Here is a 24,173-nt window from a genome sequence, read left to right as displayed (position 1 = left end):
CGTGAGTTTTTATACGGAGTTGCTATGAATTTCCTGTACCCCGTTGCCCTGCTGGCCTTATGCGGTGCCATGGCCGCCCCCTTGATGGCGGATGAACAGAGCCCGGAACTGACCGGTTGTGCAGCCAAGCGCCAAGGCATCATCAACCAGATCGAACTGGCCAGGTCCCGAGGCAATCAGGACCAGCAGGCCGGGCTGGAAACAGCCCTGGCCGAAGTCACCACCCACTGCACCGATGCTTCCCTGCGCAAGGAGCGTGAAAACAAGGTGCTGGAGGCCAAGCATGAAGTCAGTCGCCGTCAGGCCGACCTGGAAAAGGCCATGAAAAAAGGCGACGCGGAGAGAATCAACAAGCGCAAGGACAAGTTGGCGGCGTCCCGCAAGGAGCTGCAGGAAGCGGTGGACGAGCTGGATAAATAAGCACCGGGATGGGTTTCAATAGTCCCGGAATTCCTTATGACAGGCACTGCACGCATCCTCGACCTTCTGCACCGCCGGCCCCAGGTTACTGGCCCGGTAGGGCTGGACCCGACTGGCGGTCACCAACTCGGCGGTCGCCGCTTCGAGACTGCGGGCCAGTTCCTGGAAACGCGCCTGCTTCTGCCAGACTTCGTCCCGGGCACTGGTGTGATCCTGCTCACGCACCTGCGGAAAATGTTTCCACGGTTCATGGGAAAGTTGATCCAGTTGCACCGCGCCTTCGGCGAAACGCGCGCCATCGAACGGGACACGACCACGCAACATGCCACCCAACTCTTCGTTGGTCTTGAGCATCTGCTTGAAAATCGTCTTGCGCTGGCCCAATGGTGAGTTGGGATCGACACCACCACAGGCGGACAGCATCAGGCAGGCCAGCACTGCCATGGAAAATCGTCTTACAAACATTTTGGCCTCTGGACAGAAAACGACCGCTAGTATCCCCGGGTCGTTGGAAAACACCAATGGCCCTATCAACAATACGGGTGCCAGGCGCATGACAGCGCCTGGACGACCGCAAAGGAAATATCATGAACAGCCGCTTCAAGTCCTGGCGCACGGGCCTGGCGTTGACCTTACCGCTGATTGCACTGCTGGCCGGCTGCAACCGCGGCGAAAAGGTCGAGGAGCCTCAGACTCATGCCCTCGCCACCTACGTCAGCGCGCCCTGGGAGGCACTTCCGTCGGTAGCCGATGAAGACCTGCTGGCCGGCTTCGGCGCCTGGCGCAGCGCCTGCACCCGCCTCAAGGCCGATGCGGCCTGGGGGCCGACCTGCGCGGCGGCGGCCAATGTGCCGCAAACCGCCGCGGCTGTACGCAATTTCCTGAAACAGAACCTCGACGTCTATGGCCTGCGCTCGGGCGAAAACAGCCCCAACGGCCTGATTACCGGCTACTACGAGCCGGTCTATCCCGGCAGCCTCATGCAGACCGCCACGGCGAATATCCCGGTCTACGGTGTGCCTGAAGACATGATCGTCGTGGCGCTGGACAGCCTCTACCCGGAGCTCAAGGGCAAGCGCGTGCGCGGGCGTCTCGAAGGCCGCGTGCTGAAACCCTACGACGACGCCAGCACCATCGAGGCCAACGGCGTGAAGGCGCCGGTCATCGCCTGGCTCACCGACCCGATGAACCTGCAATTTCTGCAGATCCAGGGTTCGGGACGCATCCGGCTCGATGACGGCCGCCAGTTGCGCATCGGTTATGCCGACCAGAATGGCCACCCCTACCGGCCCATCGGCCGCTGGCTGGTGGAACAGGGCGAGCTGAAAAAAGAAGACGTGACCATGGGCACCATCAGTGCCTGGGCCAAGGCCCATCCGGAGCGGATCCCCGAGTTGCTGGGCAGCAACCCCAGCTATGTGTTTTTCAACCGCAACCCCGACAGCAACGAAGGCCCGCGAGGCTCGTTGAATGTACCGCTTACCGCCGGCTACAGCGTGGCGGTGGATCGCAAGGTGATTCCGTTGGGCAGCCTGCTGTGGCTGTCGACGACTCGCCCCGATGGCAGCGCCCTGAACCGTCCCGTCGCCGCCCAGGACACAGGGGGCGCGATCTCTGGCGAAGTCCGAGCGGATCTGTTCTGGGGCACCGGGGACGCGGCCGGGCAACTGGCCGGAGACATGAAACAGCAAGGTCAGATCTGGATGTTGTGGCCCAAGGGCATGGCACTGCCGCAAGTGCCACAGGTGGCGAATGCGGTCAGCGCCAACCCCTAGCCCCTATCGCGAGCAAGCTCGCTCCCACATTGGATCGGTGTCTACATCAGATTTGTATTCACCGGGATCAACTGTGGGAGCGAGCTTGCTCGCGATGAGGCCAGCAAAAACAACCATCATCAAAAACCATTCTCAGACCGAAACAAAGAAGAAACTCAGTACCAACCCTACCCCCACGAACCACACCAGCGAACGCAGGATCGCCCAGTCCGCCAGGTAGCAAATGATGTAGAGCAGGCGGCTGGTGATGAACAGCACCGCCAGCACATTGATGGTGACCAGCTCGGCATTGCCGGCCAGATGCGCGACGATCACGGCGGCGGCAAAAAACGGGGCGATTTCAAAGCTGTTCAATTGCGCGGCGTAGGCACGGCGGGGAGCGCCTTCGAGCGAGTCGAGAAAATCCCGGGGGTCGTGGTTATCTTGCAATCTGTATCTGCCGCCGGCCTTGGCGATGCCGATACACAGGTAAGGCAGGATAAAAGCAATCAAAACGCACCACAGGGCTACCGTCATACCGCATTTCCTTATTGAGTTTTATCGAGAATCGAGCGTCAAGCACCGCTAGAGCTTCATCACAGCATGCCAGCCCGCAGGCTAAGAGTCGCGGCCGGCCGAAAGGTTCTTTCAGCTAGCGCATACCGAAAAGCACCACCACCGTTATACTGCACCCGACCACGCCGCACTCAGTTGCGCATAGATCAATTCCAATAATTCTGCTGCTGCCCGTTCATTCGAACCAAGGCATCGGCATGCGTATGCCTGATCAGAGCGTCAAGACTACAGACAGAGACCTTGCGCATGCCACTCGCCTTGCTTGCTTTGGCCGTCGCCGCTTTCGGCATCGGCACAACTGAATTTGTCATCATGGGGCTGTTGCCCGATGTCGCCCGTGACCTGGCCGTAAGCATTCCCCACGCAGGGTTGCTGATTACCGGCTATGCGCTGGGGGTGGTATTCGGCGCACCGATCCTGGCGATCGGCACCGCGAACATGCCGCGCAAGGCCACGCTGCTGGGCATGACGCTAATGTTCATTCTCGGCAACGTGCTCTGCGCCCTCGCGCCGAACTACGTCACGCTGATGGCTGCCCGAGTCATTACCGCGCTCTGTCACGGGGCCTTTTTTGGCATCGGGTCGGTGGTGGCCGCCGGGCTGGTATCACCGAACAAACGGGCCCAGGCGATTGCAATGATGTTCACCGGCCTGACCCTGGCGAATGTGCTGGGCGTGCCGCTGGGCACGGCCTTGGGTCAATACGCCGGCTGGCGATCGACGTTCTGGGCGGTAGCGGTCATCGGCGTGATTGCAGCCATCGCCCAATGGGTGTGGCTGCCCAAGGAAATTCCCATGGACAAGGCCAACCTCGCCAGTGAGTTCAAGGTGCTGGGCAAGGCCAATGTGCTGCTGGCGCTGGGCATGAGCGTGCTGGCTTCGACCAGCCTGTTCAGCGTGTTCACTTACATCGCACCGATCCTGCAGGACATCACTGGCGTGAGTCCCCACGGCATCACCGTCATGCTGTTGTTATTCGGCGTGGGCCTGACGGCGGGGAGTTTCCTGGGCGGACGCCTGGCTGACCGGCGCTTGCTGCCGTCCCTGGTGGGCATGGCGCTGGCCGTGGTGCTGGTGCTCGCCGCGTTCAGCCAGACCAGCCAATCGGTGATTCCGGCGGCGATCACCCTGGTGTTATGGGGCGTCTTTGCGTTCGCCCTGTGCCCGATCCTGCAATTGCTGATCATCGACCAGGCCCACGAAGCCCCCAACCTGGGCTCGACCCTGAACCAGAGCGCCTTCAACCTGGGCAACGCGGCCGGCGCCTGGATCGGCGGCCTGGTGGTCGCCAGCGGCGCCGACCTCGCCGATTTGCCGTGGACCGGAGCCCAGGTCGGCGGGCTCACCGTACTGACCGCGCTTTACTTCATTTATCGGCAACGTCACGTCGGCGCGGCGGCAGACCTTGCCGACTGAGGGGCGTATTGGTTTCGCTGCGCACCTGGGCGTGGCTGATCAGAGCAAAGATGAAGCTGCCGCCGATGATGTTTCCCGCCAGGGTCGGCGCGGCGAACACCATCCAGAAGTCCTCCCACGACAGCTGCCCGGCAAACACCAGGTAAGACACCTCGGCCGATCCCACGACGATGTGGGTGAAATCCCCGAGCGCCATGAGGTAGGTGATGAGGACAATGATCCACATCTTGGCGTTCTCCATGGAGGGGATCATCCACACCATGGTTGCGATCATCCAGCCGGAAATGATGCCTTTGGCGAACATCTGGCCGGTGTCGTTCTCCATCACCTTGCGGCCAATCTCCAGAAAGGCCAGGTCGGTGCGCCGGTCAAAGATCGGCAGGTGCAGCATCACATAGGCCACCAGCAAGGTGCCGCACAGGTTGCCCACCAGCACCACGCCCCATAACCGGAACAACCGGCCGAAGTTGCCCAGCGTGGGTTTGCTCATGATCGGCAGCACCGCCGTCAGGGTGTTTTCGGTGAACAATTGCTGTCGCGCGAGGATCACGGCCAGGAAGCCGGCGCAGTAGCCAAAACTGGCGATGACCTTGAAGCCTTCATGGTCCGGCAACCGGGAGTTGAGCAGCCCCATCGCCATCAGCGACAAGCCCATCGTCAAACCGGCCGCCAGGGCCGACCACCACAGGGCGGCGACACTGCGCTCCAGCTCCTGATCACCCTGGGTGCGAATGATTTCATGCAATACCGCCGCCCGTGGCGGCTGGTTGCGGTCGACCTCGTGCTGCTCCTCTGCCGAGAGGTCAGGGGTCTTGCCGTCTTTATGAGTGTCCATACAGCTCCTGAACCGGTGGCATGATGTACCTACGACACGCGGCGCTCGGAGCTGTTCAGTGGTGGCTCGAATACAAATGTGGGAGCGAGCTTGCTCGCGAAGGCGGCGGGTCAGCTTGCATCGGAGTTGGACGTATAACCGTCATCGCGAGCAAGCTCGCTCCCACAGGGTTCGGCTTATTCGACGGCATCGTCCTGGAACTGATCCTTGACGTACTTGATCTCGGTCCGGCCATGGGGCGCGGGCAAGCCGTCTTCGCCGAGGTTGACGAAAACCATCTTTTCCACCGTCAGGATGCTCTTGCGAGTGATCTTGTTGCGCACTTCGCAGGTCAGGGTGATGGACGTGCGGCCGAACTCGGTGGCGGTGATACCCAGTTCGATGATATCGCCCTGGCGCGAGGCGCTGACAAAGTTGATTTCGGAGATGTATTTGGTGACCACACGCTGGTTACCGAGCTGGACGATGGCATAGATCGCCGCCTCTTCGTCGATCCAGCGCAGCAGGCTGCCACCGAACAGCGTGCCGTTGGGGTTGAGGTCTTCGGGCTTGACCCATTTGCGGGTGTGGAAATTCATGTTCACTCCTGAGCGTCTGGCCGATGAATGCCGGCATCATGGCAGACCCGGCGGGCAGGCTCTACGTCGCCGCCCCTATGACGATCATCGGCATTTTTGATTTGCCGACAGAAACCCTTTGGAAGATCCGCTTAGCCCGTTATAATCGCCCCCGTTTCATCGGCCCACGCTTTGGGTCGTTCCCGCCACCTGTCCGAGGGGCGCTGCAGCAGGCTCGACCTGTCAGGCTCGGATGGGGCGTTGCTGATACGGGGTTCCCCGCACCGGCACTAAACGCACAACGGCGCCCATTCGCATACATTACGAATGGAGGCTCTTCATGAGCGCTGTTATCACGCCTGCAGCTTTTACCGACTACAAAGTCGCCGACATGTCCCTGGCTGCCTGGGGCCGTCGCGAAATCATCATCGCCGAATCCGAAATGCCAGCCCTGATGGGCCTGCGCCGCAAATACTCTGGCGAACAGCCATTGAAGGGCGCAAAAATTCTCGGCTGCATCCACATGACCATCCAGACCGCCGTGCTGATCGAAACCCTGGTTGCCCTGGGTGCCGAAGTGCGCTGGTCGTCCTGCAACATTTTCTCGACCCAGGATCAGGCCGCTGCAGCCATCGCCGCTGCCGGCATCCCGGTTTTCGCCTGGAAAGGCGAGACCGAGCAAGAGTACGAGTGGTGCCTGGAGCAGACCATCCTCAAGGATGGCCAGCCATGGGACACCAACATGATTCTTGACGACGGCGGTGACCTGACCGAGCTGCTGCACAAGAAATACCCGGCCGTGCTGGACAAGGTCCACGGCGTGACCGAAGAAACCACCACCGGCGTCCACCGCCTGCTGGACATGCTGGCCAAGGGCGAGCTGAAGATCCCGGCCATCAACGTCAACGACTCGGTGACCAAGAGCAAGAACGACAACAAGTACGGTTGCCGTCACAGCCTCAACGACGCCATCAAGCGCGGCACCGACCACTTGCTGTCCGGCAAGCAGGCCCTGGTGATCGGCTACGGTGACGTGGGCAAGGGTTCGGCCCAGTCCCTGCGTCAGGAAGGCATGATCGTCAAGGTGTCCGAAGTCGACCCGATCTGCGCCATGCAGGCCTGCATGGACGGTTTCGAACTGGTTTCGCCGTTCATCGACGGCAACAACGACGGCACCGAAGCCAGCGTCGACAAGGCACTGCTGGGCAAGATCGACCTGATCGTGACCACCACCGGCAACGTCAACGTCTGCGACGCCAACATGCTCAAGGCCCTGAAGAAGCGCGCCGTGGTCTGCAACATCGGTCACTTCGACAATGAAATCGACACCGCTTTCATGCGCAAGAACTGGGCGTGGGAAGAAGTGAAGCCACAGGTACACAAGGTTCACCGCACCGGTACCGGCAGCTTCGACCCGCAGAACGATGACTACCTGATCCTGCTGGCCGAAGGCCGCCTGGTGAACCTGGGCAACGCCACCGGTCACCCAAGCCGCATCATGGACGGTTCGTTCGCCAACCAGGTCCTGGCCCAGATCTTCCTGTTCGGCCAGAAATACGCCGACCTGTCGCCGGCGCAGAAAGCCGAGCGCCTGACGGTGGAAGTATTGCCGAAGAAGCTCGACGAAGAAGTGGCCCTGGAAATGGTCCGCGGTTTCGGCGGCGTGGTCACCAAGCTGACCAAGCAACAGGCTGACTACATCGGCGTGACCGTCGAAGGCCCGTTCAAGCCGCACGCCTACCGCTACTGATCGGCGCGGCTCCCCCTGCGGGAGCCGGCTCCTTTGTGGGAGCGAGCCTGCTCCCACAAAGAGCCCGAGCGCCTCACCGGCCTACGAGTTTCCAAGGATATGACCATGTCCCAAGAACGTCGCTACAGCTTCGAGTTCTTCCCGACGAAGACCGATGCTGGGCATGAAAAACTGATTGCCACTGCCCGACAGCTGGCAGGCTACAACCCCGATTTTTTCTCCTGCACCTATGGCGCCGGCGGTTCGACCCGTGACCGCACGATGAATACCGTGCTGCAGCTTGAAAGCGAAGTCAAAGTCCCGGCCGCTCCGCACTTGTCCTGCGTGGGCGACAGCAAGGATGACCTGCGCAGCCTGCTGACCCAATACCAGGCCGCTGGCATCAAGCGTATCGTCGCCCTGCGCGGCGACCTGCCTTCGGGCATGGGCATGGCCAGCGGTGAACTGCGCCACGCCAACGAGCTCGTCGAGTTCATCCGCCAGGAGACCGGCGAGCACTTTCATATTGAAATCGCCGCGTATCCGGAAATGCATCCGCAAGCACGCAATTTCGAAGACGACCTGAGCAATTTCGTGCGCAAGGCCAACGCCGGCGCCAACAGCGCGATCACCCAGTATTTCTTCAACGCCGACAGCTACTTCTACTTCGTCGAGCGTGTGCGCAAGCTGGGTGTCGACATTCCGGTGGTACCGGGCATCATGCCGATCACCAACTACAGCAAACTGGCGCGTTTTTCCGACGCTTGCGGCGCGCAAATCCCGCGCTGGATCCGCAAGCAACTGGAAGCCTACGGCGACGACACGGCCAGCATCCAACGCTTCGGCGAGGAGGTCATCACGCAGATGTGTGAACGATTGTTGCAAGGTGGCGCGCCGGGCCTGCACTTCTACACGTTGAACCAGGCCGAGCCGAGCCTCGCGGTGTGGAACAACCTCAAGCTGCCGCGCTAGGCACTGAACTGCCGGTACGCAAAGGCCCTGGTGAAAACCCGGGCCTTTTTCATGCGCCTTGCAGGCAAAGGGCAACCAACCCGCGAGCCAGAGCGCTCTAGCTATTTGATGAGCTCTCATCGTAACCTCAGGCAATGCCCGTCTTTGCCCAACTCCTGACCGTCCTGTTACTCCTGTGCCTGAGCGTTTGCGCCCGGGCCGAGAAGCTGCGCATCGTCACCGAACCCTGGGCGCCCTACGTCTATGAGGAGAACGGCAAGGCCCTGGGCCTGGACTATGAAACCACCGCCATAGTGTTCAAGCGTCTGGGCGTTGATGTCGAATGGCAGTTCCTGCCATGGAAGCGTTGCCTGGCGATGCTGGAACAGGGGCTGGCAGACGGTGCACTGGATATCTTTCGCAGCGAGGAGCGCGACTCCCTGCTGCTCTACCCGAGCGAACCGCTGTCGGACGTCGAGTTCGTGATGTTCTACGCCAACGCCCGGCCCCATCCGTTTCGCACGCTCGATGAGCTCGAAGGACTGACCGTCGGCACGTCTCCGGGTTATCTGTACAGCCAGGCGTTCAGGGAATCGACCCGGTTCAAGCGGGAAACCGCACCCACCCACGAAGCCAATTTCGGCAAGTTGCAGTTGGGCCGGATCGACCTGCTCATCACCGACCGCCGAGTGGGCCGGCATGTGCTCAAGGCGCTGCAACTGGGTGACCAGATCAGCGAAAATCCCACGGTCGTGAGCCGTCAAAGCCAATACCTGGCGGTACGGCGCAGCGCCGGCATGGATTTGCTGGTGCAGCGCTTCGGCGCTGAACTCAAGCGCTTCAAGCGCGAACCGGCCTATGCCGAGCTGAGCGCCCGCTATGGTGCCGATCCGGCCGGCAAGGCGGCACCGCAAGACCCGGCGCCCCACTGAAATACACCGTTGAGCAGCAGGAAAGCGGCGCGCGGCGATTGCTCTGTTATACTCGGGCCTTCCCGCCAGGCTCACGCCCGGACGCCCGGTCTTGCAAAAGGCATCCCGACACCGCTACAGCGCAGCTTCCAGCCCGCGCGAGCCCTGTCCGGACCCGTCTTCCAGACCCGGCAGGACCGGACGGGATGACGTCTTCCAATGACCGTCATTTGCGCCAGGCAAGACTATCCCATTGGGCCAGGCCCTCACTAAAAACAGGATTACTCATGTCCTTTGCTTCCCTCGGTCTCTCCGAGGCTTTAGTCGGCGCCATCGAAGCCGCCGGCTACACCCAGCCTACCCCGGTGCAACAGCGGGCCATCCCCGCCGTGTTGCAAGGTCGCGACCTGATGGTCGCCGCACAGACAGGTACTGGTAAAACCGGCGGTTTCGCCCTTCCGATCCTGGAGCGGCTGTTCCCCAACGGTCATCCGGACAAATCCCAGCGTCACGGCCCGCGCCAACCCCGCGTGCTGGTCCTGACCCCAACCCGCGAACTGGCGGCCCAGGTCCACGAGAGCTTCAAGGTCTACGCGCGTGACCTGAAGTTCGTCAGCGCCTGCATCTTCGGCGGCGTCGGCATGAACCCGCAGGTCCAGGCCATGGCCCGTGGCGTCGATGTCCTGGTGGCCTGCCCGGGCCGCCTGCTGGATCTGGCTGGCCAGGGCAGCGTCGATTTGTCCCACGTGGAAATCCTCGTGCTGGACGAAGCCGACCGCATGCTCGACATGGGTTTTGTCCATGACGTGAAGAAAGTGCTGGCCCGTTTGCCGGCCAAGCGCCAGAACCTGCTGTTCTCGGCGACGTTCTCCAAGGACATCACTGACCTTGCCGGCAAGCTGCTGCACAACCCGGAACGCATCGAAGTCACGCCGCCGAACACCACGGTCGAGCGCATCGAGCAGCGCGTGTTCCGCCTGCCGGCCAGCCACAAGCGTGCCCTGCTGGCCCACCTGATCACCACGGGCGCCTGGGAACAGGTCCTGGTCTTCACCCGCACCAAACACGGCGCCAATCGCCTGGCCGAATACCTGGACAAGCACGGCCTGCCGGCTGTGGCGATCCACGGCAACAAGAGCCAGAACGCCCGTACCAAGGCCCTGGCCGACTTCAAGGCCGGCGAAGTGCGCATCCTCGTGGCCACCGACATCGCCGCCCGTGGCCTCGATATCGACCAGTTGCCTCATGTGGTCAACTTCGAGCTGCCGAACGTCGATGAAGATTACGTTCACCGTATCGGCCGTACCGGCCGGGCCGGTCGTTCGGGCGAGGCGATTTCCCTGGTCGCGCCCGACGAAGAGAAGTTGCTCAAAAGCATCGAGCGCATGACCAAGCAGAAAATCCCTGACGGCGACCTGATGGGCTTTGATGCCAGCACCATCGAGGCCGAGAAGCCTGAAGTGCGTGAGCGTCCGGATGTGCGCAATCCGCGCAATCCTCGTGGCCCGCGCGGCGACGGCCCGAATGGCGGCGGTGGTGGCGGCGGTCGTAAGGACAAAGGCAAGGACAAGGGCAAGGAAAAATCGGCCAGCAACAGCAACGGTCGCGGCGAACGCCCAGCCCGCGAGCAGAAGCCCCGCGAAGGCACTCCGGCCCGTGAGCAGCAACGCCCTGCGCCTCGCGCCGCGGCCGCCGACCGCGCCCCGGACGAATTCCTCGACGACGATGTCGATAACTTCGGTAACCGCGTGGACTACGTGCCGCAGCAGAAACCGGCCCAGGGTCGCGGTCGCCGTCCGGGAGCCCCGGCAACAGGCGCTGGTGCCGGCGCCCCCCGCGGTGGCCAGCCACAGGGTCGCCAGAACGGACCGCGCAACAGCAACGGCTCGTCCACCGGCACTCCGCCAGGCAAGCGCAGCGGTCCGCGTAATGGCGCCCCACGTGACGGCCAGGCCCGCCGCGAAGAGTCCCGTCCACGCCGCCCGGCACGTGATGATGACCAGCCTCGTCAGGAACCTGCCGTGCAGAACCCGCGTGGCAACCAGCCGAAAATCATGCACAAGGAATCGAAAGTCGATCGTTTCCCGACGCCTGAACAGCTGGACCAATTGCCAAGCCGTCCACGCGGCGAAAAACCGGCCTTGCTGACACGCAATCGCTGAGTTTTCCAAGCCATGAAAAATGCCCCGGTTCTTGCGAGCCGGGGCATTTTTTTGGCCCCACACAATTCCAAATGTGGGAGCGAGCTTGCTCGCGATAGCGGTGGCTCAGTCACATCAATGTGACAGAACTGACGCCATCGCGAGCAAGCTCGCTCCCACAGGGTTATCTGTGTCGCCGAAATCCGCACAATAAAAAACGCCCAGGCCGCGAGACCAGGGGCGTTTTTTTGTCAGGCGCGAAAGTTACTTCGCCTGAACACCTTCAAACGTCACGTACAGCTCGACCACGTCGGATTTCGGACCCAGGTCTTTCTGCTTGCCGAAGTCGGAACGCTTGATCGTGGTAGTGCCTTCGAAGCCGGCACGGTAGCCACCCCATGGGTCCTTGCCTTCGCCCAGGAAGGTTGCCTTGACCACGACCGGCTTGGTCACGCCCAGCAGGGTCAGGTCACCGGTCACATCGGCGGTGTTTGCGCCGGTGGACTTGACACTGGTGGACACGAAGGTGGCCTTGCCGAATTTGCTGGCGTTCAGGAAGTCAGCGCTGGCGATGTGCTTGTCACGCTCGGCGTGGTTGGTGAACACGCTGGCGGTGTTGACGTTGAATTCGATCTTGCTGGCTTCAGGCTTGGCGGCGTCGAAGCTGAACTTGCCGTCGATGTCCTTGAAGGTACCGGTGATGTAGCTGTAGCCCAGGTGGCTGATCTTGAAGTCGACGAAGGCGTGCTGGCCTTCCTTGTCGACCACGTAGTCTGCGGCCATGGCCTGGCCGGCGGACAGCAGGGCAGAACCGATTGCCAGGGCGGCGAGCGTCTTTTTCAACATGCTTTCTATTCCTTTGGAGTCGAGGTTGAACATCAGGCTTGGCGTCCCAGCATGCGCTTGAGGGTCGCGTCACGGTCGATAAAGTGGTGCTTCAATGCTGCCAACGCATGGAGGCCGGAAAAAATTACCAGCGCCCATGCCAGGTAGAAGTGGATCTGGCCGGCGACGTCTGCCTGATTGGGCAGTCCGGACACCAGCGCGGGTACTTCAAACAAACCAAACACCGAGATCCCGACACCGTCTGCGGTGGAAATCAGGTAACCGGCGATCATCACGGCGAACAGCCCGAGATACAGTGCACTATGACCAATCCTGGCGCCGACGCGTGTAAGGCGGCCATAGGTCTCCAGGGTCGGTGGCGGCGGGCTGACGAAACGCCAGATCACTCGCAGCACCATCACCGCCAACAGCACCAGGCCGATGCTCTTGTGGATGTCCGGCGCGTCTTTGCGCCAGGTGCTGTAATAATCCAGCCCGACCATCCACAGGCCCAGCGCGAACAGCCCATACACCGCCAAGGCAACGGCCCAGTGCGAAACGATGCTGACCCAGCCATAGCGAGAAGAAGAGTTGCGTAGCTGCATTGCTCATATCCTGTAAAAACTGTGACCAAGACTAGCGAGTTATCTATCGAATTAAAGCGGAAAATTTCGCTTTGAAATATCGAGAAATACGATCATCAGTCTGGGACGGGTGCGTTAAGGAAAGATTAAAGCGGATGCGCTGCGTGATGGCGGGGGAGCCGGGACATCAGCTTGGCCGGAGGGCCTCATCGCGAGCAGGCTCGCTCCTCCCAGAGGCCCGGTTTTTATGAGCCAAAGCCTGTGGTTATCAATTCACTGAGCATTTGGGGTGGTATGGGTCGAAGGTGCATTTGTACGTCAACTGAGGGTCCCGTTCTGGAACCATCGGAATCATCAGGGGATCCCGACATTCACCATACACACACCCGTACAGCGAAATCGATACGACCATTGCCATCAGTATTTTCATACGCACTCCTGTTTTTCAAGGAGCCTGAACGCATGGCCCGGCGAGCTCTATCGGCTGCTTCCGGTTAAAGGGTGGGAAGTTTCCGATATATCGTCGAGACATGCGGGACGTCGGCGTAATGATCGACCCGTGGCGAGGGAGCTTGCTCCCGCTCGGCTGCGAAGCAGTCGTAAACCGGCGGGTGCGGTGTGTCTGATGCTCCGCATTGGGAGGGTTTGGGGCCGCTTCGCGGCCCAGCGGGAGCAAGCTCCCTCGCCACGGGTTTATTGATTGCCTTAAGTGAAGGCAGCGTTCTTTCCACTTGACGTTACTGAGCCTTGGTCTCAGTAGTCGTTGCCGGTTTGGCGGCGGGTTTCTTCACTGGCTCAGCCTTTTTCACTGGTGCCTTGGCCGGGGCCTTTTTTGCCGGGGCCTTGGCCGCCGGCTTCTTCGCCGCTGGCTTGGCCGTGGCTTTCTTGGCTGGCTCGGTCTTCGCCGGCGCCGGCGCGGGTGGTTCCACCGGCGCAGGGGCTGGGACGGGGGCCGGTGCCGGCGCTGGAGGCGGCGCTACCGGCTCGGGAGCCTTGGCCGGCTCCGGCTTCTTGTCATCATCCGAGCCGCCGAACAGGTTGCTGAAGAAGTTGCCTTTCTTCGCCGCCACCGCTCCGGCGGCAGCGGCTGCGGCCGGGGCGACTTTCGGTGGTTCGAACGACTTGCCCGCCGCCAGGTCTTCAACCTGGCTGGCGGCGCGCTGGCCGCTGCGCAGTGCGCCTTCCAGGGTGCCTGGGTACAGCGCGTCGGTGTGTTCGCCGGCAAAGGCGACGCGCTGCAATGGTTTTTCCCACAGGCGCCAGTACTTGCTGATCTGGCCCGGACCAAACGCCAGGTACGCGCCGCCCATGGAAGGGTCGGTGCTGTAGCGGCGGATTTCATAACCGGTGAATGCACCGCGCGCCTGTGGATAAAACGCGTGGAGGCGGATCAACACCTGGTCGACCATCTGCTTGTCGCCGAAGGCCTGCATCACCCGTGCGTTGTCGCCGGACAGGTTGATGACAACGTTGGCGCCACCCTTCATGGCTGGCTCGATCCACATCATGCCCAGGCCGGCGTTGCTGTAGATCTCGCCCGACATGCGTGCCTTGCTGTCCCAGACCGGGGTCTTGAACTTGAGCATGATCTGGTCGCGCCAGCCGTAGTTGGTGCCTTTGATCGCACCCAGGTGCTGGGTATCCAGGGCCGGGGTCAGTTGGATCTTGTTCAATGCTCGCAAGGGCACGGCCAGTACAACATAGTCGGCCTGGTAACCGACGCTGCCGACCTTGACGGTGACGCCGTCCTTGTCCTGGGAAATGGCCGACACCGGCGAGCTCGTCTTGATGGTTTTCAGTTGCTTGACGAATGCCTGGGCCAATACCGGGCTGCCACCGAGCAGGCGCGAGGCGCGCAGGTCACGGTCGGACACGCCGCGATAGACGCGGTTCTGCTGGGCGAAATACAGCAACGACAGGCGCGACGGCTCGTCATAGCGCGTGCGGATTTCCTGGTTGACCAACTGTCGGGCGGTCGCCGGCAATTGCAAGCGGTCCAGCCAGTTGGACACGGTGATCTGGTCGAGCGCGTGCAAGGTACTGGTAGCCGTCGGGTTCAGTGGGTCGTCGATGGAACGGGCCAGATCATCCAGGGTAGTTTCGTAGCGCTTGAGCGCCTCGGCCGTGGCTGGCTGCTTGGTCGCCAGGTCGGCGGCAGTAAAATAGGTGCCGTCGATCAGATAGCTGGGGGTGCGCACGAATTCCGGCGCCGGTGTGGTGCTCAGCTTGAAGGTCGAAACGTACTTGTTCAGTACCGGCTGGACCTTATCGTTGCCGATCCACTCGCTGGTGGCCATGCCCGAACGGCCGCCCAGGCTCGGTTTGGCTTCCAGCAGGGTCACGGCCCAACCCTTGTTCTGTAACTCGTAGGCCGCCGTGAGCCCGGCCAGCCCGCCGCCGATGACGATGGCCGTCGGTTGTTTGTCCTTGGCCAGCGCCGAAACGCTGAACAGCCCTATCATCACCAGCGCACAGGCGCGCAGCCAACCAGCAGACATTCAGCGAACTCCGGAATTACGTAAGAATTTTCGGTTTTTCGAGCCAGTCGGCTCCGGGAACGGCGAAGAATACGTCAGCCATCAAAACGCCGCCAGCGACGTCTATCACCTCACTGAAACGGGTGGGGACGACACAATGGGTTGTTCCCCGGCCCGCCATTGCATAGGCTTGCGCGATTGTTTTGCCCGCGCCCGCCGCGAGCCGCCTCGAGGAGACTGTACATGGGCCTGAATAACCAGTGGATGCAGCGCGATCTTGCCGTGCTGTGGCACCCCTGCACCCAGATGAAAGATCACGAACAACTGCCGCTGATTCCTATCCGGCGCGGCGAAGGCGTGTGGCTTGAGGACTTCGAAGGCAAGCGCTACCTTGATGCGGTGAGTTCCTGGTGGGTCAATGTGTTCGGCCACGCCAACCCGCGCATCAACCAGCGCATCAAGGATCAGGTCGATCAGCTCGAGCATGTGATTCTCGCCGGTTTCAGCCACCAGCCGGTGATCGAGTTGTCCGAACGCCTGGTGAAGATGACGCCTGAAGGCCTGACCCGGTGCTTCTATGCCGATAACGGCTCGTCCTGCATCGAAGTGGCGATGAAGATGAGCTTTCATTACTGGATCAATCGCGGCCGGCCCGACAAGAAACGCTTCGTTACCCTGAGCAACAGCTACCACGGCGAAACCATCGCGGCGATGTCGGTGGGCGATGTACCGCTGTTCACCGAAACCTACAAGGCGTTGTTGCTGGACACGCTCAAGGTGCCGAGCCCCGACTGCTACCACCGCCCCGAAGGCATGGGCTGGGAAGAACATTCGCGAAACATGTTCGCGGCCATGGAGCAAACCCTGGCCGAGCACCACGACACGGTGGCGGCGGTGATCGTCGAACCGCTGATCCAGGGCGCCGGCGGCATGCGCATGTACCACCCGGTGTACCTGAAGCTGTTGCGTGAAGCCTGCGACCGCTATGGCGTGCACCTGATCCACGACGAAATCGCGGTCGGCTTCGGCCGCACCGGGACGATGTTTGCCTGCGAACAGGCCGGTATCACGCCAGACTTCCTTTGCCTGTCCAAGGCCCTGACCGGCGGCTACCTGCCGCTGGCGGCGTGCGTGACAACCGATGAGGTCTACAGCGCGTTCTACGACGACTACCCGACCCTGCGCGCCTTCCTGCATTCCCACAGCTACACGGGCAATCCGCTGGCTTGCGCGGCGGCGCTGGCGACCCTGGATATTTTCGAAGACGACAACGTCATCGAAACCAACAAGGTCCTGGCCCAGCGCATGGCCAGCGCCACCGCCCACCTGGTCGACCACCCGAACGTGGCCGAAGTGCGCCAGACCGGCATGGTACTGGCTATCGAGATGGTCAAGGACAAGGCGAGCAAAACCGCGTATCCATGGCAGGAACGGCGCGGCCTGGCCGTGTTCCAGCATGCCCTGGAGCGCGGCGCCCTGCTGCGGCCGCTGGGCAGCGTGGTGTATTTCCTCCCGCCATATGTCATCACCCCCGAGCAGATCGATTTTCTGGCGGAAGTTGCCAGCGAAGGGATTGATATCGCCACCCGGGACAAGGTCAGCGTGGCGGTGCCGAAGGACTTTCACCCGGGTTATCGCGATCCGGGCTGATACGTCTGTGAACGAATTTCTCCGTGGCGAGGGAGCTTGCTCCCGCTCGATTGCGCAGCAATCGCAAGAATGGGGCCGCTTCGCAGCCCAGCGGGAGCAAGCTCCCTCGCCACAAAAGCTTGCTCACCGCAAAGCCCCCGACCACGCAGCAATGCGCAATCCGATTGTGTAGAGAACAAAACATGAGACTGTCCCGCTTCTTCATCGACGCCCCCCTGAGCCTCGGCGATCACGAGCTGCCTGAGGCCCAGGCCCACTACATAGGCCGGGTGCTGCGCATGGCCGAGGGCGATGCGGTGCAGGTGTTCGATGGCTCCGGCCAGGAGTTTCGCGGCACCCTGGCCGAAGTCGGCAAGAAACGCGTGCGGGTACAACTGGACGAGCAATTCGCCGGACAGCCTGAATCGCCGCTGCGTATTCACCTCGGCCAGGGCCTGTCCCGGGGCGAGCGCATGGACTGGGCGATCCAGAAGGCCACGGAATTGGGGGTCAGCGAGATCACGCCGATTTTCAGCGAGCGCTGCGAAGTGCGCCTCAAGGACGAGCGCGCCGACAAGCGTCTGCTGCACTGGCGCCAGGTAGCGATCAGCGCCTGCGAACAGTGCGGGCGCTCGACCGTGCCGGTGATCCACCCGCCGCTGTTGCTGGCGGACTGGTTGAAGCAGGCCGAGGCCGAACTGAAACTGGTACTGCACCCGGTGGCCGAGCCGCTGGTCAGCCATGACAAACCGTCCACACTGGCCTTCCTGATCGGCCCCGAGGGCGGCTTGTCGGATGCCGAGGTCGAGCAGGCCAAAGCCGCCGGCTACCAAGCCGCCCGCCTCGGCCCCCGCGTGCTGCGCACCGAAACCGCGCCGGTAGTGGCGTTGGCGGTGGCGCAGCAGTTGTGGGGGGATTTCTGAAATCAGATGTCCCCCTATCCCCCTGTGGGAGCGAGCTTGCTCGCGATGGCGGTGGGTCAGTCAATCTCGATGCTGACTGATCCGGCGCTATCGCGAGCAAGCTCGCTCCCACAAGGGATCTTGGATGTCTGGACGGGCTACTGCACCGGCTCGCTGGTCGGCTTGGCAATGATCGCCTTCAACTCGCTGGTCATCGGAAATTCCAGGTTCAGGCCCTTGGGTGGAATCGGTTTCTGGAACCAGCGGTCGTAGATCTCGTTGATCTCCCCCGACTTGTACAAATCGGCCAGGGTCGCGTTGACCAGTGCGAGGAATTGCGGATCGTCCTTGCGCACCATGCAGCTGTAGATTTCCCGCGACTGCTCTTCTCCGACCACCACCCATTTGTGCGGATCGCGGGCCTTGGCCCGTTCGCCGTAGAGCAGCGCATCGTCCATGTAGAACGCCGCCGCCCGGCCGGTCTCGAGCATCTGGAAGGACTCGCCGTGGTCCTTGGCGCTGATGATGAACATGTCGGCCTTGTTGTCCTGGTTGTAGCTCTTCAGGAACCGCTCGTTGGTCGTGCCGGCGGTGGTCACCACGTTCTTGCCGCGCAGGTCAGCGAAGCTGTGGATGCCGCTGTCCCTGGCCGTCAGCAACTGACCCTTCACGTAAATGAAACCGTAGGAAAACGCCACCTGCTTCTGCCGCTCGGCAGTCACGCCGGTGGAGCCGCATTCCAGATCCACGGTGCCGTTCTGCACCAGCGGGATTCGTGTCTGGGAAGTCACCAGGTTGTACTTCACGCTCAGTTGCGGCAGCGCCAGTTGCTGCTTGATGCGCTCGACGATCTTGCTCGCCAGTTCCACCGAATAACCTATGGGTTTACCGCTGTTATCCGCGACATAGGAAAACGGCACCGAGGCGTCGCGATAGCCCAGGGTGATGGTCTTGCTGCTAGCGATCTTGCCCAGCGTGCCCGCCGTTGGCGCCTCATTGGCAAAAACCGAGGAGCTCAATAGCAGGCTCAGGGTGCAGCCGATCAACGTGATTTTTTGCATTGTTGTTCTCCGTTGCGGGTGGGTCAGGCGGCGCGGGGCGTGAGGCCCTGCAAGTCGATGGAAGGTGTGTGCTGGCGGATCATTTCACTGAGCAAGCGACCGCTGCCGCAGGCCAGGGTAAAACCCAAGGCTCCATGGCCGAGGTTGAGCCACAGGTTGCGGTAAGCGCTGGCACCGATCAGCGGCACGCCGCTAGGCGTCGCCGGGCGCATGCCCGCCCATTCCACAGCGCGATCGTAATCACCGGCCATGGGAAATGTTTCCATGGCCTGGCGCTGAATCAGCGCCAGACGCCTGGGATCCGGCGCAGGGTCGAAGCCGACGATGTCGACCATGGCCGCCACCCGCAGCTGCTCACCGATGCGCGCGTAGACGACCTTGCGGTCGTAGTCGGTGATGCTCAGTTCCGGCGCCCGATGCCGGGTGTCGATCGGCACCGTCAGGCTGTAGCCCTTGAGCGGATACAGCGGCATCCGCACGCCTGGCAATGCCAGCGCAACGCTGCGGTGGCCGGCGGCGATTACCAGGTGCTCGACCTCCACACGCTGCTCGCCCAGGTTGACGGCATGCACCGCGCCGTCGGCATGCTCGATAGCGGTCACCGCGCGCCCCAAGAGGAATTCGCAGCGCCCCGAAGCGCGCAGCCGCGCCGCGAGTTGCAGGCAGAAGCCATGACAATCGGCGACTTCCTCATCAGGTGTGTAGATGCCGCCCACGAACGGCACGCCGGCCAGCGCAGGCTCCAGCGTCGTGCATTCGTTCGCGCCCAGTACCTGCTGATGAACAGCGTCGGCCACACGTTGCCGGGCATGCGCAAAATGGCTGGCACTGCGAAACGTCACCAGCTTACCGTTGCGCCGCCACTCGAAGCCATCGAGATGATCCTCTTCGCGCCAGGTCCGCAGCGTCGTCTGGCTCAACAGCGCCAGGCGCAACAGATGGGCGCCGTTGCGCCGGTTGACCGAAGTCCGGCATGCGGCGATGAACGCTGCCATCCAGCGCCACTGGGCCGGGTCCAGGCGCGGACGCAGCTTGAGCGGCGAATCGCCGCGCAACATCCAGCCCAAGGCCTGCCACGGCACCCCGGCGTCGGCCAGCGGCGTGACGTAGCGATAGGACAACTGGCCGCCGTTGGCGAAGCTGGTCTCGCTGCCCAATGCATCGCGCGCCTCCACCAGCGTGACGTCGATCCCATCGCGGACCAGCGCGTAAGCCGTCGCCAGGCCGACCACGCCGCCGCCAATAATGCATACCCGCTTAGCCATGTCCGCCTCGCAACCGTTTCGAATGACCCGAGGTTAGGGCCAGGTGACAGCGTTCGAACAATGAATAAAGATGAGCCTCCTATAAACAAAGGTTATGGGCACGCCATGCGCCTTCGCCATATCGAGATTTTCCAGGCCATCCGCCAGACCGGCTCCATCAGCGGCGCCGCCCAGTTGCTGCACGTTTCCCAGCCGGCGGTGACCAAGGTATTGCAGCATGCCGAGCAGCAGTTGGGCTTTGCCTTGTTCCTGCGGGTGCGCGGCAAGTTGCAGGCCACCCCCGAAGCGCTGGAGCTGGAGCGCGAAGTCGACAAGGTCAGCGAAAGCCTGCAAGGCGTGCGGCGCCTGGCCCAAAGCCTGCGCCGCGAACCGGGGCACAGCTTGCGAATTGGCGCCACGCCGGCCTTGGCCCTGTCGCTGCTGCCCACGGCTATCCATCAATGGACCCGACGCTACCCGGACATCGTCTGCGAGTTGTCCAGCGCCCACAGCCGCGAACTGACGCAGAACCTGCTGATGCGCGAAATCGATGTAGCCCTCAGCTTGCAATCGCCCGATCACCCTGGCCTCAAGGCCGAGCGCCTCGCCAGCGGCGTATTGGTAGCCCTGGCACCGAGCGGTCACTGGCCCGAAGCGGTAATCGGCACGCCTATGCCGTTGCAGGAGCTGGCCGGCGCGCCGTTGATCGGCTTGTCCAGCACCGACCCGCTGTCCGCCAGGCTGGATGGCTACCTCAAGTCAGTGGAACCGCCGCCCCGAGTGAGCATTGCCGTACAGACGTACTCACTGGCCCGGGCCATGGTCGAATCCGGCGCCGGGCTGGCGGTCATCGACCCGTTTACCGCCTTGGGGGCTTCACGCGCCCGTACGGCTATCAGGCCATTGTCGCCGCCGTTGCCCATTGCCTTGTACGCCGTAACCCGCGCCAATGAAGCCCCGCCCCACACCGTGGGGGCCTTGCTGGAAATTGTCGCCAGCCAGGCCCAGGCGCAACTTGATCGCCTGTTTGCGACCGCTCAAAGCACGTAGAACAGAATCGCCACGAAATGCAAAAGGCTGCCGGCGATGACAAACAGGTGCCAGATGCCATGGGCGTGGCGCAGGCGATGGTCGAGCGCGAAGAAGATGATGCCGACGGTATACAGCACGCCTCCCGAGGCCAGCCAGGCAAACCCGGCGCTGCCCAGCGCCGCCAGTAGCGGTTTGACCGCCACCAGAACGATCCAGCCCATCACCGCATAGATGACGATCGAAAGGATCCGCGCTTCGGAACGCGGCTTGATTTCCTGCAGGATACCGATCACCGCCAGCCCCCAGACGATCCCAAACAACGTCCAGCCCCACGGCCCGCGCAGCGTTACCAGGCAGAACGGCGTGTAGCTGCCGGCGATCAACAGGTAGATCGAAAAGTGGTCGACCTTCTGCATGATTTCTTTTTTGCGGCCACGCACGCTGTGATAGACCGTCGAAGCGCTGTACAGCACCAGCAAGGTGAACCCGTAGATTGCCACGCTGACGATCTTCCACGGATCGCCGGCCATCCCGGCAATCACCAGCAGCCACACCGCACCGATAAACGCGGCGACCGCGCCCACCAGGTGCGTCCAGGCGTTGAGTCGTTCCCCGTGATACATCCAGACCCACCCCCCTTTTACGAATTTGGCGCCAAGGCTCAGGCCTGGCGCCTGAAAGTGCAATGCCTTGCTTCGAGCGTCGAACACAACCCCCGTGGCGAGGGAGCTTGCTCCCGCTGGGTGGCGCAGCCGCCCCAAAGATTTTGTGAGCGCTACACACCGGAGCGCCAGCCCGGTCAAGCGGGAGCAAGCTCCCTCGCCACAACAGCACCCAAGCCACATAAATCGCGTCGCCGGGAAGACATGGGGCACAATCAGCCCATACGAACAAGAGTCCGCCCCATGCTCATCGACGAAGAATTGACCCTGAAGAAACTCGAGGTGTTCCTGGCGTTCATGCGCACCGGCAACCTGGCGCGGGCGGCGGTCGAGTTGCAGACCAGCAATGTCAGCGTGCATCGGGCCATTCACTCGCTGGAGAGCGCGTTGCGCTGTCCGTTGTTCAAGCACGAAGGCCGCAATCTCACGCCGCTGGAAAGCGCCTATGTGCTGGAGGAGCGTGCGCAGAAGCTGATTCAGGACGTGGTCGAAAGCGTACGCCTGACCCGCGAGGCGGCCGGTTTTTCCGCCGAGCGTTTCAAGCTGGGATCTTTGTATTCACTGACCGTCAAGACCGTGCCGCAACTGATCATGGGCCTGAAGATCCGGCGCAGCGAGCTCAACATCGATCTGATCATGGGCTCCAACATCGACCTGTTGTACAAGCTCAAGAACATGGAGGTCGATGCGATCCTGGTGTCGCTGGACGACAGCGTCCACGACCCGGATTGCGAGCAGATCGCGCTGTTTTCCGATGACATTTTCCTCGCCACGCCCGCCGACTCGCCCTTCGCCCAACGCAGCGAGGTCGACCTGGCCGAAGTCCGCGACGAGACCTTCATCACCCTGACCCAGGGCTTCGCCACGCATCAGGACGGTATCCGGGTGTTCAAGCAGGCGGGGTTCGAGCCGAAAGTGGCGATGCAGGTCAACGACATCTTCACCCTGCTGAGCATGGTCAGCTCCGGGGTGGGCTACGCCTTGCTGCCAGGCCGGATTGCGGCGGTGTATGAAAACCGGGTGAAGCTGATCCCGTTGCAGGAAAAGTACCGGTTGCAGCAGCACATCGGCGTGGTGTTCCTCAAGGCCAAGGAGCGCGATCCGAACCTGCTGGCGCTGTTGGCGGAGTGCCGGATGTATGCCAATCGCCAGGCTTGAGACCCAGCCGCCTTCATCGCGAGCAAGCTCGCTCCCACATTGGATCGGTGCTCACAAATCCCCTGTGGGAGCGAGCTTGCTCGCGATGACGCCAGTCCTTTCAAAGAATAACTGAAGCCCTACCCCATCAACCCCCGCATGATCAGGAACAACAGCGAAGGCCCGAGCAAGCACCCAAGGGCGGTATAGAACGCCGCCGTCAGACAGCCATAAGGCACCAGCTTCGGATCGGTCGCAGCCAGGCCACCGGCCACGCCGCTGGAGGTGCCCATCAGCCCACCAAAGATTACCGCGCTACGAGGGTTGTTGAGACCGATGTACGGCGCCACGAACGGTGTCGCCACCATCACCAGGATCGCCTTGATCAACCCGGCGGCAATGGACAGGGCCATCACCTCGGAAGTGGCCCCAATCGCCGCCCCGGTCACCGGCCCGACGATGTAGGTCACGGCTCCCGCACCGATGGTGGTCAGGCTCACCGAATCGGTATAACCAAAGGCCATCGCCACGCCAACACCGGCAATGAACGACGTACCGACGCCGACAAACAAGGCCAGCACTCCAACGAAACCGGCGCGCTTGAGTTCCTCGACACTCACGCCGAACGCCGTGGCGACGATGGCGAAGTCCCGCAGCATGGCGCCGCCCAGCAAGCCAATCCCGGACAGCAGTGGAATGTCCACCACGCCCTTCTGCCCACCGGTCATTGCCCCGCCGATGTAGGAGAGCACCAGTCCCAGCAGGATGGCGATCGCCGAACCATGCAGGCGTCCCTTGGTAAACGTATTGCTGATCCAGTAGGACACCCACATGGTGATGCCGACAATGGCAAAACCGCTGATCAGGCCGTAGCCGGTGATGACTTTCATCATGGATTCGTACATGGCAATCACCCGACCGTCTTGACGGAGATGTCGGCCTGAGGCCCTTTGTTGCCAATGCGCACCAGCACCGGTACCAACGCAAAGGCAATCACCACCGCCAGGGTCCCGGCCAGGATCGCCATCGGCCCGCCCTTGAGTGCACCGTAGACGTTTTGCTGGGCCGCCATCGCGACCACGATGGGGATGTAGACCGCACTCCAGAATTCCACGCCGGCCTCGGATTTGCCCGTGAACAGGCCGCGTTTGTTCAGGTAACTGCCCAGGCCAATCAACAGCAGCATCGCAATGCCGACGCCGCCGACGTTGGCCGGCACGCCAATCAGTTTGCCCAGCAGCTCGCCGATGAAAATACCCGCCAGGGTACAAAAGGCCAGGAACGCCACACCGTAGATAATCATTGTCGTAGTCCTCAAATTGCATCGTCG

At 62.1% G+C, this 24,173-nt stretch carries 22 protein-coding genes, 1 pseudogene and 1 riboswitch; of the genes and pseudogenes, 11 read left to right on the top strand and 12 right to left on the bottom strand.

The window, feature by feature from the left end; all coding sequences use genetic code 11:
- Positions 1-24 precede the first annotated feature (24 nt).
- Positions 25-420 (top strand): DUF1090 domain-containing protein, encoded by a 396-nt coding sequence (locus J3P94_RS02680; RefSeq protein WP_434560366.1) that lies wholly within the window; start codon positions 25-27, stop codon positions 418-420.
- Positions 421-435: 15 nt separating this feature from the next.
- Here the strand turns inward: J3P94_RS02680 and J3P94_RS02675 are convergent, their stop codons facing one another.
- Positions 436-885, bottom strand: a complete 450-nt coding sequence (locus J3P94_RS02675) for a c-type cytochrome (protein ID WP_434560364.1) — start codon at positions 883-885, stop codon at positions 436-438.
- A gap of 122 nt (positions 886-1,007) precedes the next feature.
- On the opposite strand from J3P94_RS02675, the gene mltA reads away from it, so the two are divergent.
- Positions 1,008-2,195, top strand: coding sequence for a murein transglycosylase A (mltA, locus tag J3P94_RS02670; RefSeq protein ID WP_434571237.1), 1,188 nt, complete (start codon positions 1,008-1,010; stop codon positions 2,193-2,195).
- Positions 2,196-2,327: 132 nt separating this feature from the next.
- On the opposite strand, the gene J3P94_RS02665 is transcribed toward mltA, so the two are convergent.
- Positions 2,328-2,711, bottom strand: a complete 384-nt coding sequence (locus J3P94_RS02665) for an MAPEG family protein (protein WP_249877090.1) — start codon at positions 2,709-2,711, stop codon at positions 2,328-2,330.
- Positions 2,712-2,996: 285 nt separating this feature from the next.
- On the opposite strand from J3P94_RS02665, the gene J3P94_RS02660 reads away from it, so the two are divergent.
- Positions 2,997-4,166, top strand: coding sequence for an MFS transporter (locus tag J3P94_RS02660; RefSeq protein WP_434571235.1), 1,170 nt, complete (start codon positions 2,997-2,999; stop codon positions 4,164-4,166).
- Here J3P94_RS02660 and J3P94_RS02655 read toward each other — a convergent pair.
- Positions 4,117-5,001 carry a formate/nitrite transporter family protein gene (locus tag J3P94_RS02655; RefSeq protein WP_434560358.1) on the bottom strand — a complete coding sequence of 295 codons (885 nt, stop codon included), beginning with the start codon at positions 4,999-5,001 and terminating at the stop codon, positions 4,117-4,119. The genes J3P94_RS02660 and J3P94_RS02655 overlap by 50 nt on opposite strands.
- Positions 5,002-5,177: 176 nt before the next feature.
- Positions 5,178-5,579: an acyl-CoA thioesterase gene (locus tag J3P94_RS02650; protein ID WP_305498224.1), complete on the bottom strand. Its 402-nt coding sequence runs from the start codon at positions 5,577-5,579 to the stop codon at positions 5,178-5,180.
- A gap of 189 nt (positions 5,580-5,768) precedes the next feature.
- A riboswitch (S-adenosyl-L-homocysteine riboswitch) is annotated at positions 5,769-5,875 on the top strand.
- A 23-nt stretch (positions 5,876-5,898) separates the two neighbouring features.
- Here J3P94_RS02650 and ahcY point away from each other — a divergent pair.
- The 4 genes and pseudogenes from ahcY to J3P94_RS02630 all read left to right on the top strand — a co-directional run bounded on the left by ahcY (position 5,899) and on the right by J3P94_RS02630 (position 11,311).
- Positions 5,899-7,308 carry an adenosylhomocysteinase gene (gene ahcY, locus J3P94_RS02645; protein ID WP_434571233.1) on the top strand — a complete coding sequence of 470 codons (1,410 nt, stop codon included), beginning with the start codon at positions 5,899-5,901 and terminating at the stop codon, positions 7,306-7,308.
- A gap of 105 nt (positions 7,309-7,413) precedes the next feature.
- Positions 7,414-8,259, top strand: coding sequence for a methylenetetrahydrofolate reductase [NAD(P)H] (metF, locus tag J3P94_RS02640; protein ID WP_434571231.1), 846 nt, complete (start codon positions 7,414-7,416; stop codon positions 8,257-8,259).
- Positions 8,260-8,393: 134 nt separating this feature from the next.
- Positions 8,394-9,205: pseudogene (locus tag J3P94_RS02635) on the top strand (substrate-binding periplasmic protein); the annotation flags it as partial.
- 231 nt (positions 9,206-9,436) lie between these two features.
- On the top strand, positions 9,437-11,311 hold the full coding sequence (locus J3P94_RS02630; RefSeq protein WP_434574071.1) for a DEAD/DEAH box helicase: 1,875 nt from the start codon (positions 9,437-9,439) through the stop codon (positions 11,309-11,311).
- A gap of 243 nt (positions 11,312-11,554) precedes the next feature.
- On the opposite strand, the gene J3P94_RS02625 is transcribed toward J3P94_RS02630, so the two are convergent.
- The 3 genes from J3P94_RS02625 to J3P94_RS02615 all read right to left on the bottom strand — a co-directional run bounded on the left by J3P94_RS02625 (position 11,555) and on the right by J3P94_RS02615 (position 15,197).
- On the bottom strand, positions 11,555-12,136 hold the full coding sequence (locus tag J3P94_RS02625; RefSeq protein WP_305498214.1) for a YceI family protein: 582 nt from the start codon (positions 12,134-12,136) through the stop codon (positions 11,555-11,557).
- Between the two features lie 32 nt (positions 12,137-12,168).
- Entirely contained in the window at positions 12,169-12,720 is a 552-nt protein-coding gene (locus J3P94_RS02620) for a cytochrome b (RefSeq protein ID WP_434571229.1), read from the bottom strand.
- A gap of 716 nt (positions 12,721-13,436) precedes the next feature.
- Entirely contained in the window at positions 13,437-15,197 is a 1,761-nt protein-coding gene (locus J3P94_RS02615) for a flavin monoamine oxidase family protein (RefSeq protein WP_434571228.1), read from the bottom strand.
- 222 nt (positions 15,198-15,419) lie between these two features.
- Here J3P94_RS02615 and J3P94_RS02610 point away from each other — a divergent pair, with 222 nt between their 5' ends.
- Positions 15,420-16,826: an adenosylmethionine--8-amino-7-oxononanoate transaminase gene (locus J3P94_RS02610; RefSeq protein WP_434571226.1), complete on the top strand. Its 1,407-nt coding sequence runs from the start codon at positions 15,420-15,422 to the stop codon at positions 16,824-16,826.
- A 182-nt stretch (positions 16,827-17,008) separates the two neighbouring features.
- A complete protein-coding gene (locus J3P94_RS02605; protein ID WP_434571224.1) occupies positions 17,009-17,728 on the top strand; it encodes a 16S rRNA (uracil(1498)-N(3))-methyltransferase in 720 nt (239 codons plus the stop codon).
- A gap of 137 nt (positions 17,729-17,865) precedes the next feature.
- On the opposite strand, the gene J3P94_RS02600 is transcribed toward J3P94_RS02605, so the two are convergent.
- Positions 17,866-18,768: a transporter substrate-binding domain-containing protein gene (locus tag J3P94_RS02600; protein ID WP_434571222.1), complete on the bottom strand. Its 903-nt coding sequence runs from the start codon at positions 18,766-18,768 to the stop codon at positions 17,866-17,868.
- Positions 18,769-18,791: 23 nt separating this feature from the next.
- Positions 18,792-20,033: a D-amino acid dehydrogenase gene (locus tag J3P94_RS02595; RefSeq protein WP_434571220.1), complete on the bottom strand. Its 1,242-nt coding sequence runs from the start codon at positions 20,031-20,033 to the stop codon at positions 18,792-18,794.
- A 105-nt stretch (positions 20,034-20,138) separates the two neighbouring features.
- On the opposite strand from J3P94_RS02595, the gene J3P94_RS02590 reads away from it, so the two are divergent.
- Positions 20,139-21,062, top strand: a complete 924-nt coding sequence (locus J3P94_RS02590; RefSeq protein WP_434571218.1) for a LysR family transcriptional regulator — start codon at positions 20,139-20,141, stop codon at positions 21,060-21,062.
- On the opposite strand, the gene trhA is transcribed toward J3P94_RS02590, so the two are convergent.
- Positions 21,050-21,667 carry a PAQR family membrane homeostasis protein TrhA gene (gene trhA / locus J3P94_RS02585; protein ID WP_305498208.1) on the bottom strand — a complete coding sequence of 206 codons (618 nt, stop codon included), beginning with the start codon at positions 21,665-21,667 and terminating at the stop codon, positions 21,050-21,052. The two genes, J3P94_RS02590 and trhA, sit on opposite strands and share 13 nt — an antisense overlap.
- 282 nt (positions 21,668-21,949) lie before the next feature.
- Here trhA and J3P94_RS02580 point away from each other — a divergent pair, with 282 nt between their 5' ends.
- Positions 21,950-22,864, top strand: coding sequence for a LysR family transcriptional regulator (locus J3P94_RS02580; protein WP_434571216.1), 915 nt, complete (start codon positions 21,950-21,952; stop codon positions 22,862-22,864).
- A gap of 119 nt (positions 22,865-22,983) precedes the next feature.
- Here J3P94_RS02580 and madM read toward each other — a convergent pair whose 3' ends face one another.
- Together madM and madL are read right to left on the bottom strand one after the other, a co-directional pair.
- Entirely contained in the window at positions 22,984-23,748 is a 765-nt protein-coding gene (gene madM, locus J3P94_RS02575) for a malonate transporter subunit MadM (RefSeq protein ID WP_186729218.1), read from the bottom strand.
- Between the two features lie 5 nt (positions 23,749-23,753).
- A complete protein-coding gene (gene madL / locus J3P94_RS02570; RefSeq protein ID WP_250963782.1) occupies positions 23,754-24,146 on the bottom strand; it encodes a malonate transporter subunit MadL in 393 nt (130 codons plus the stop codon).
- Between the last annotated feature and the right edge of the window lie 27 nt (positions 24,147-24,173).

Source organism: Pseudomonas sp. Z3-8 (assembly GCF_051131975.1).
Taxonomy (GTDB): Bacteria; Pseudomonadota; Gammaproteobacteria; order Pseudomonadales; family Pseudomonadaceae; genus Aquipseudomonas.
This window is presented reverse-complemented; position numbering and strand designations above follow the sequence as displayed.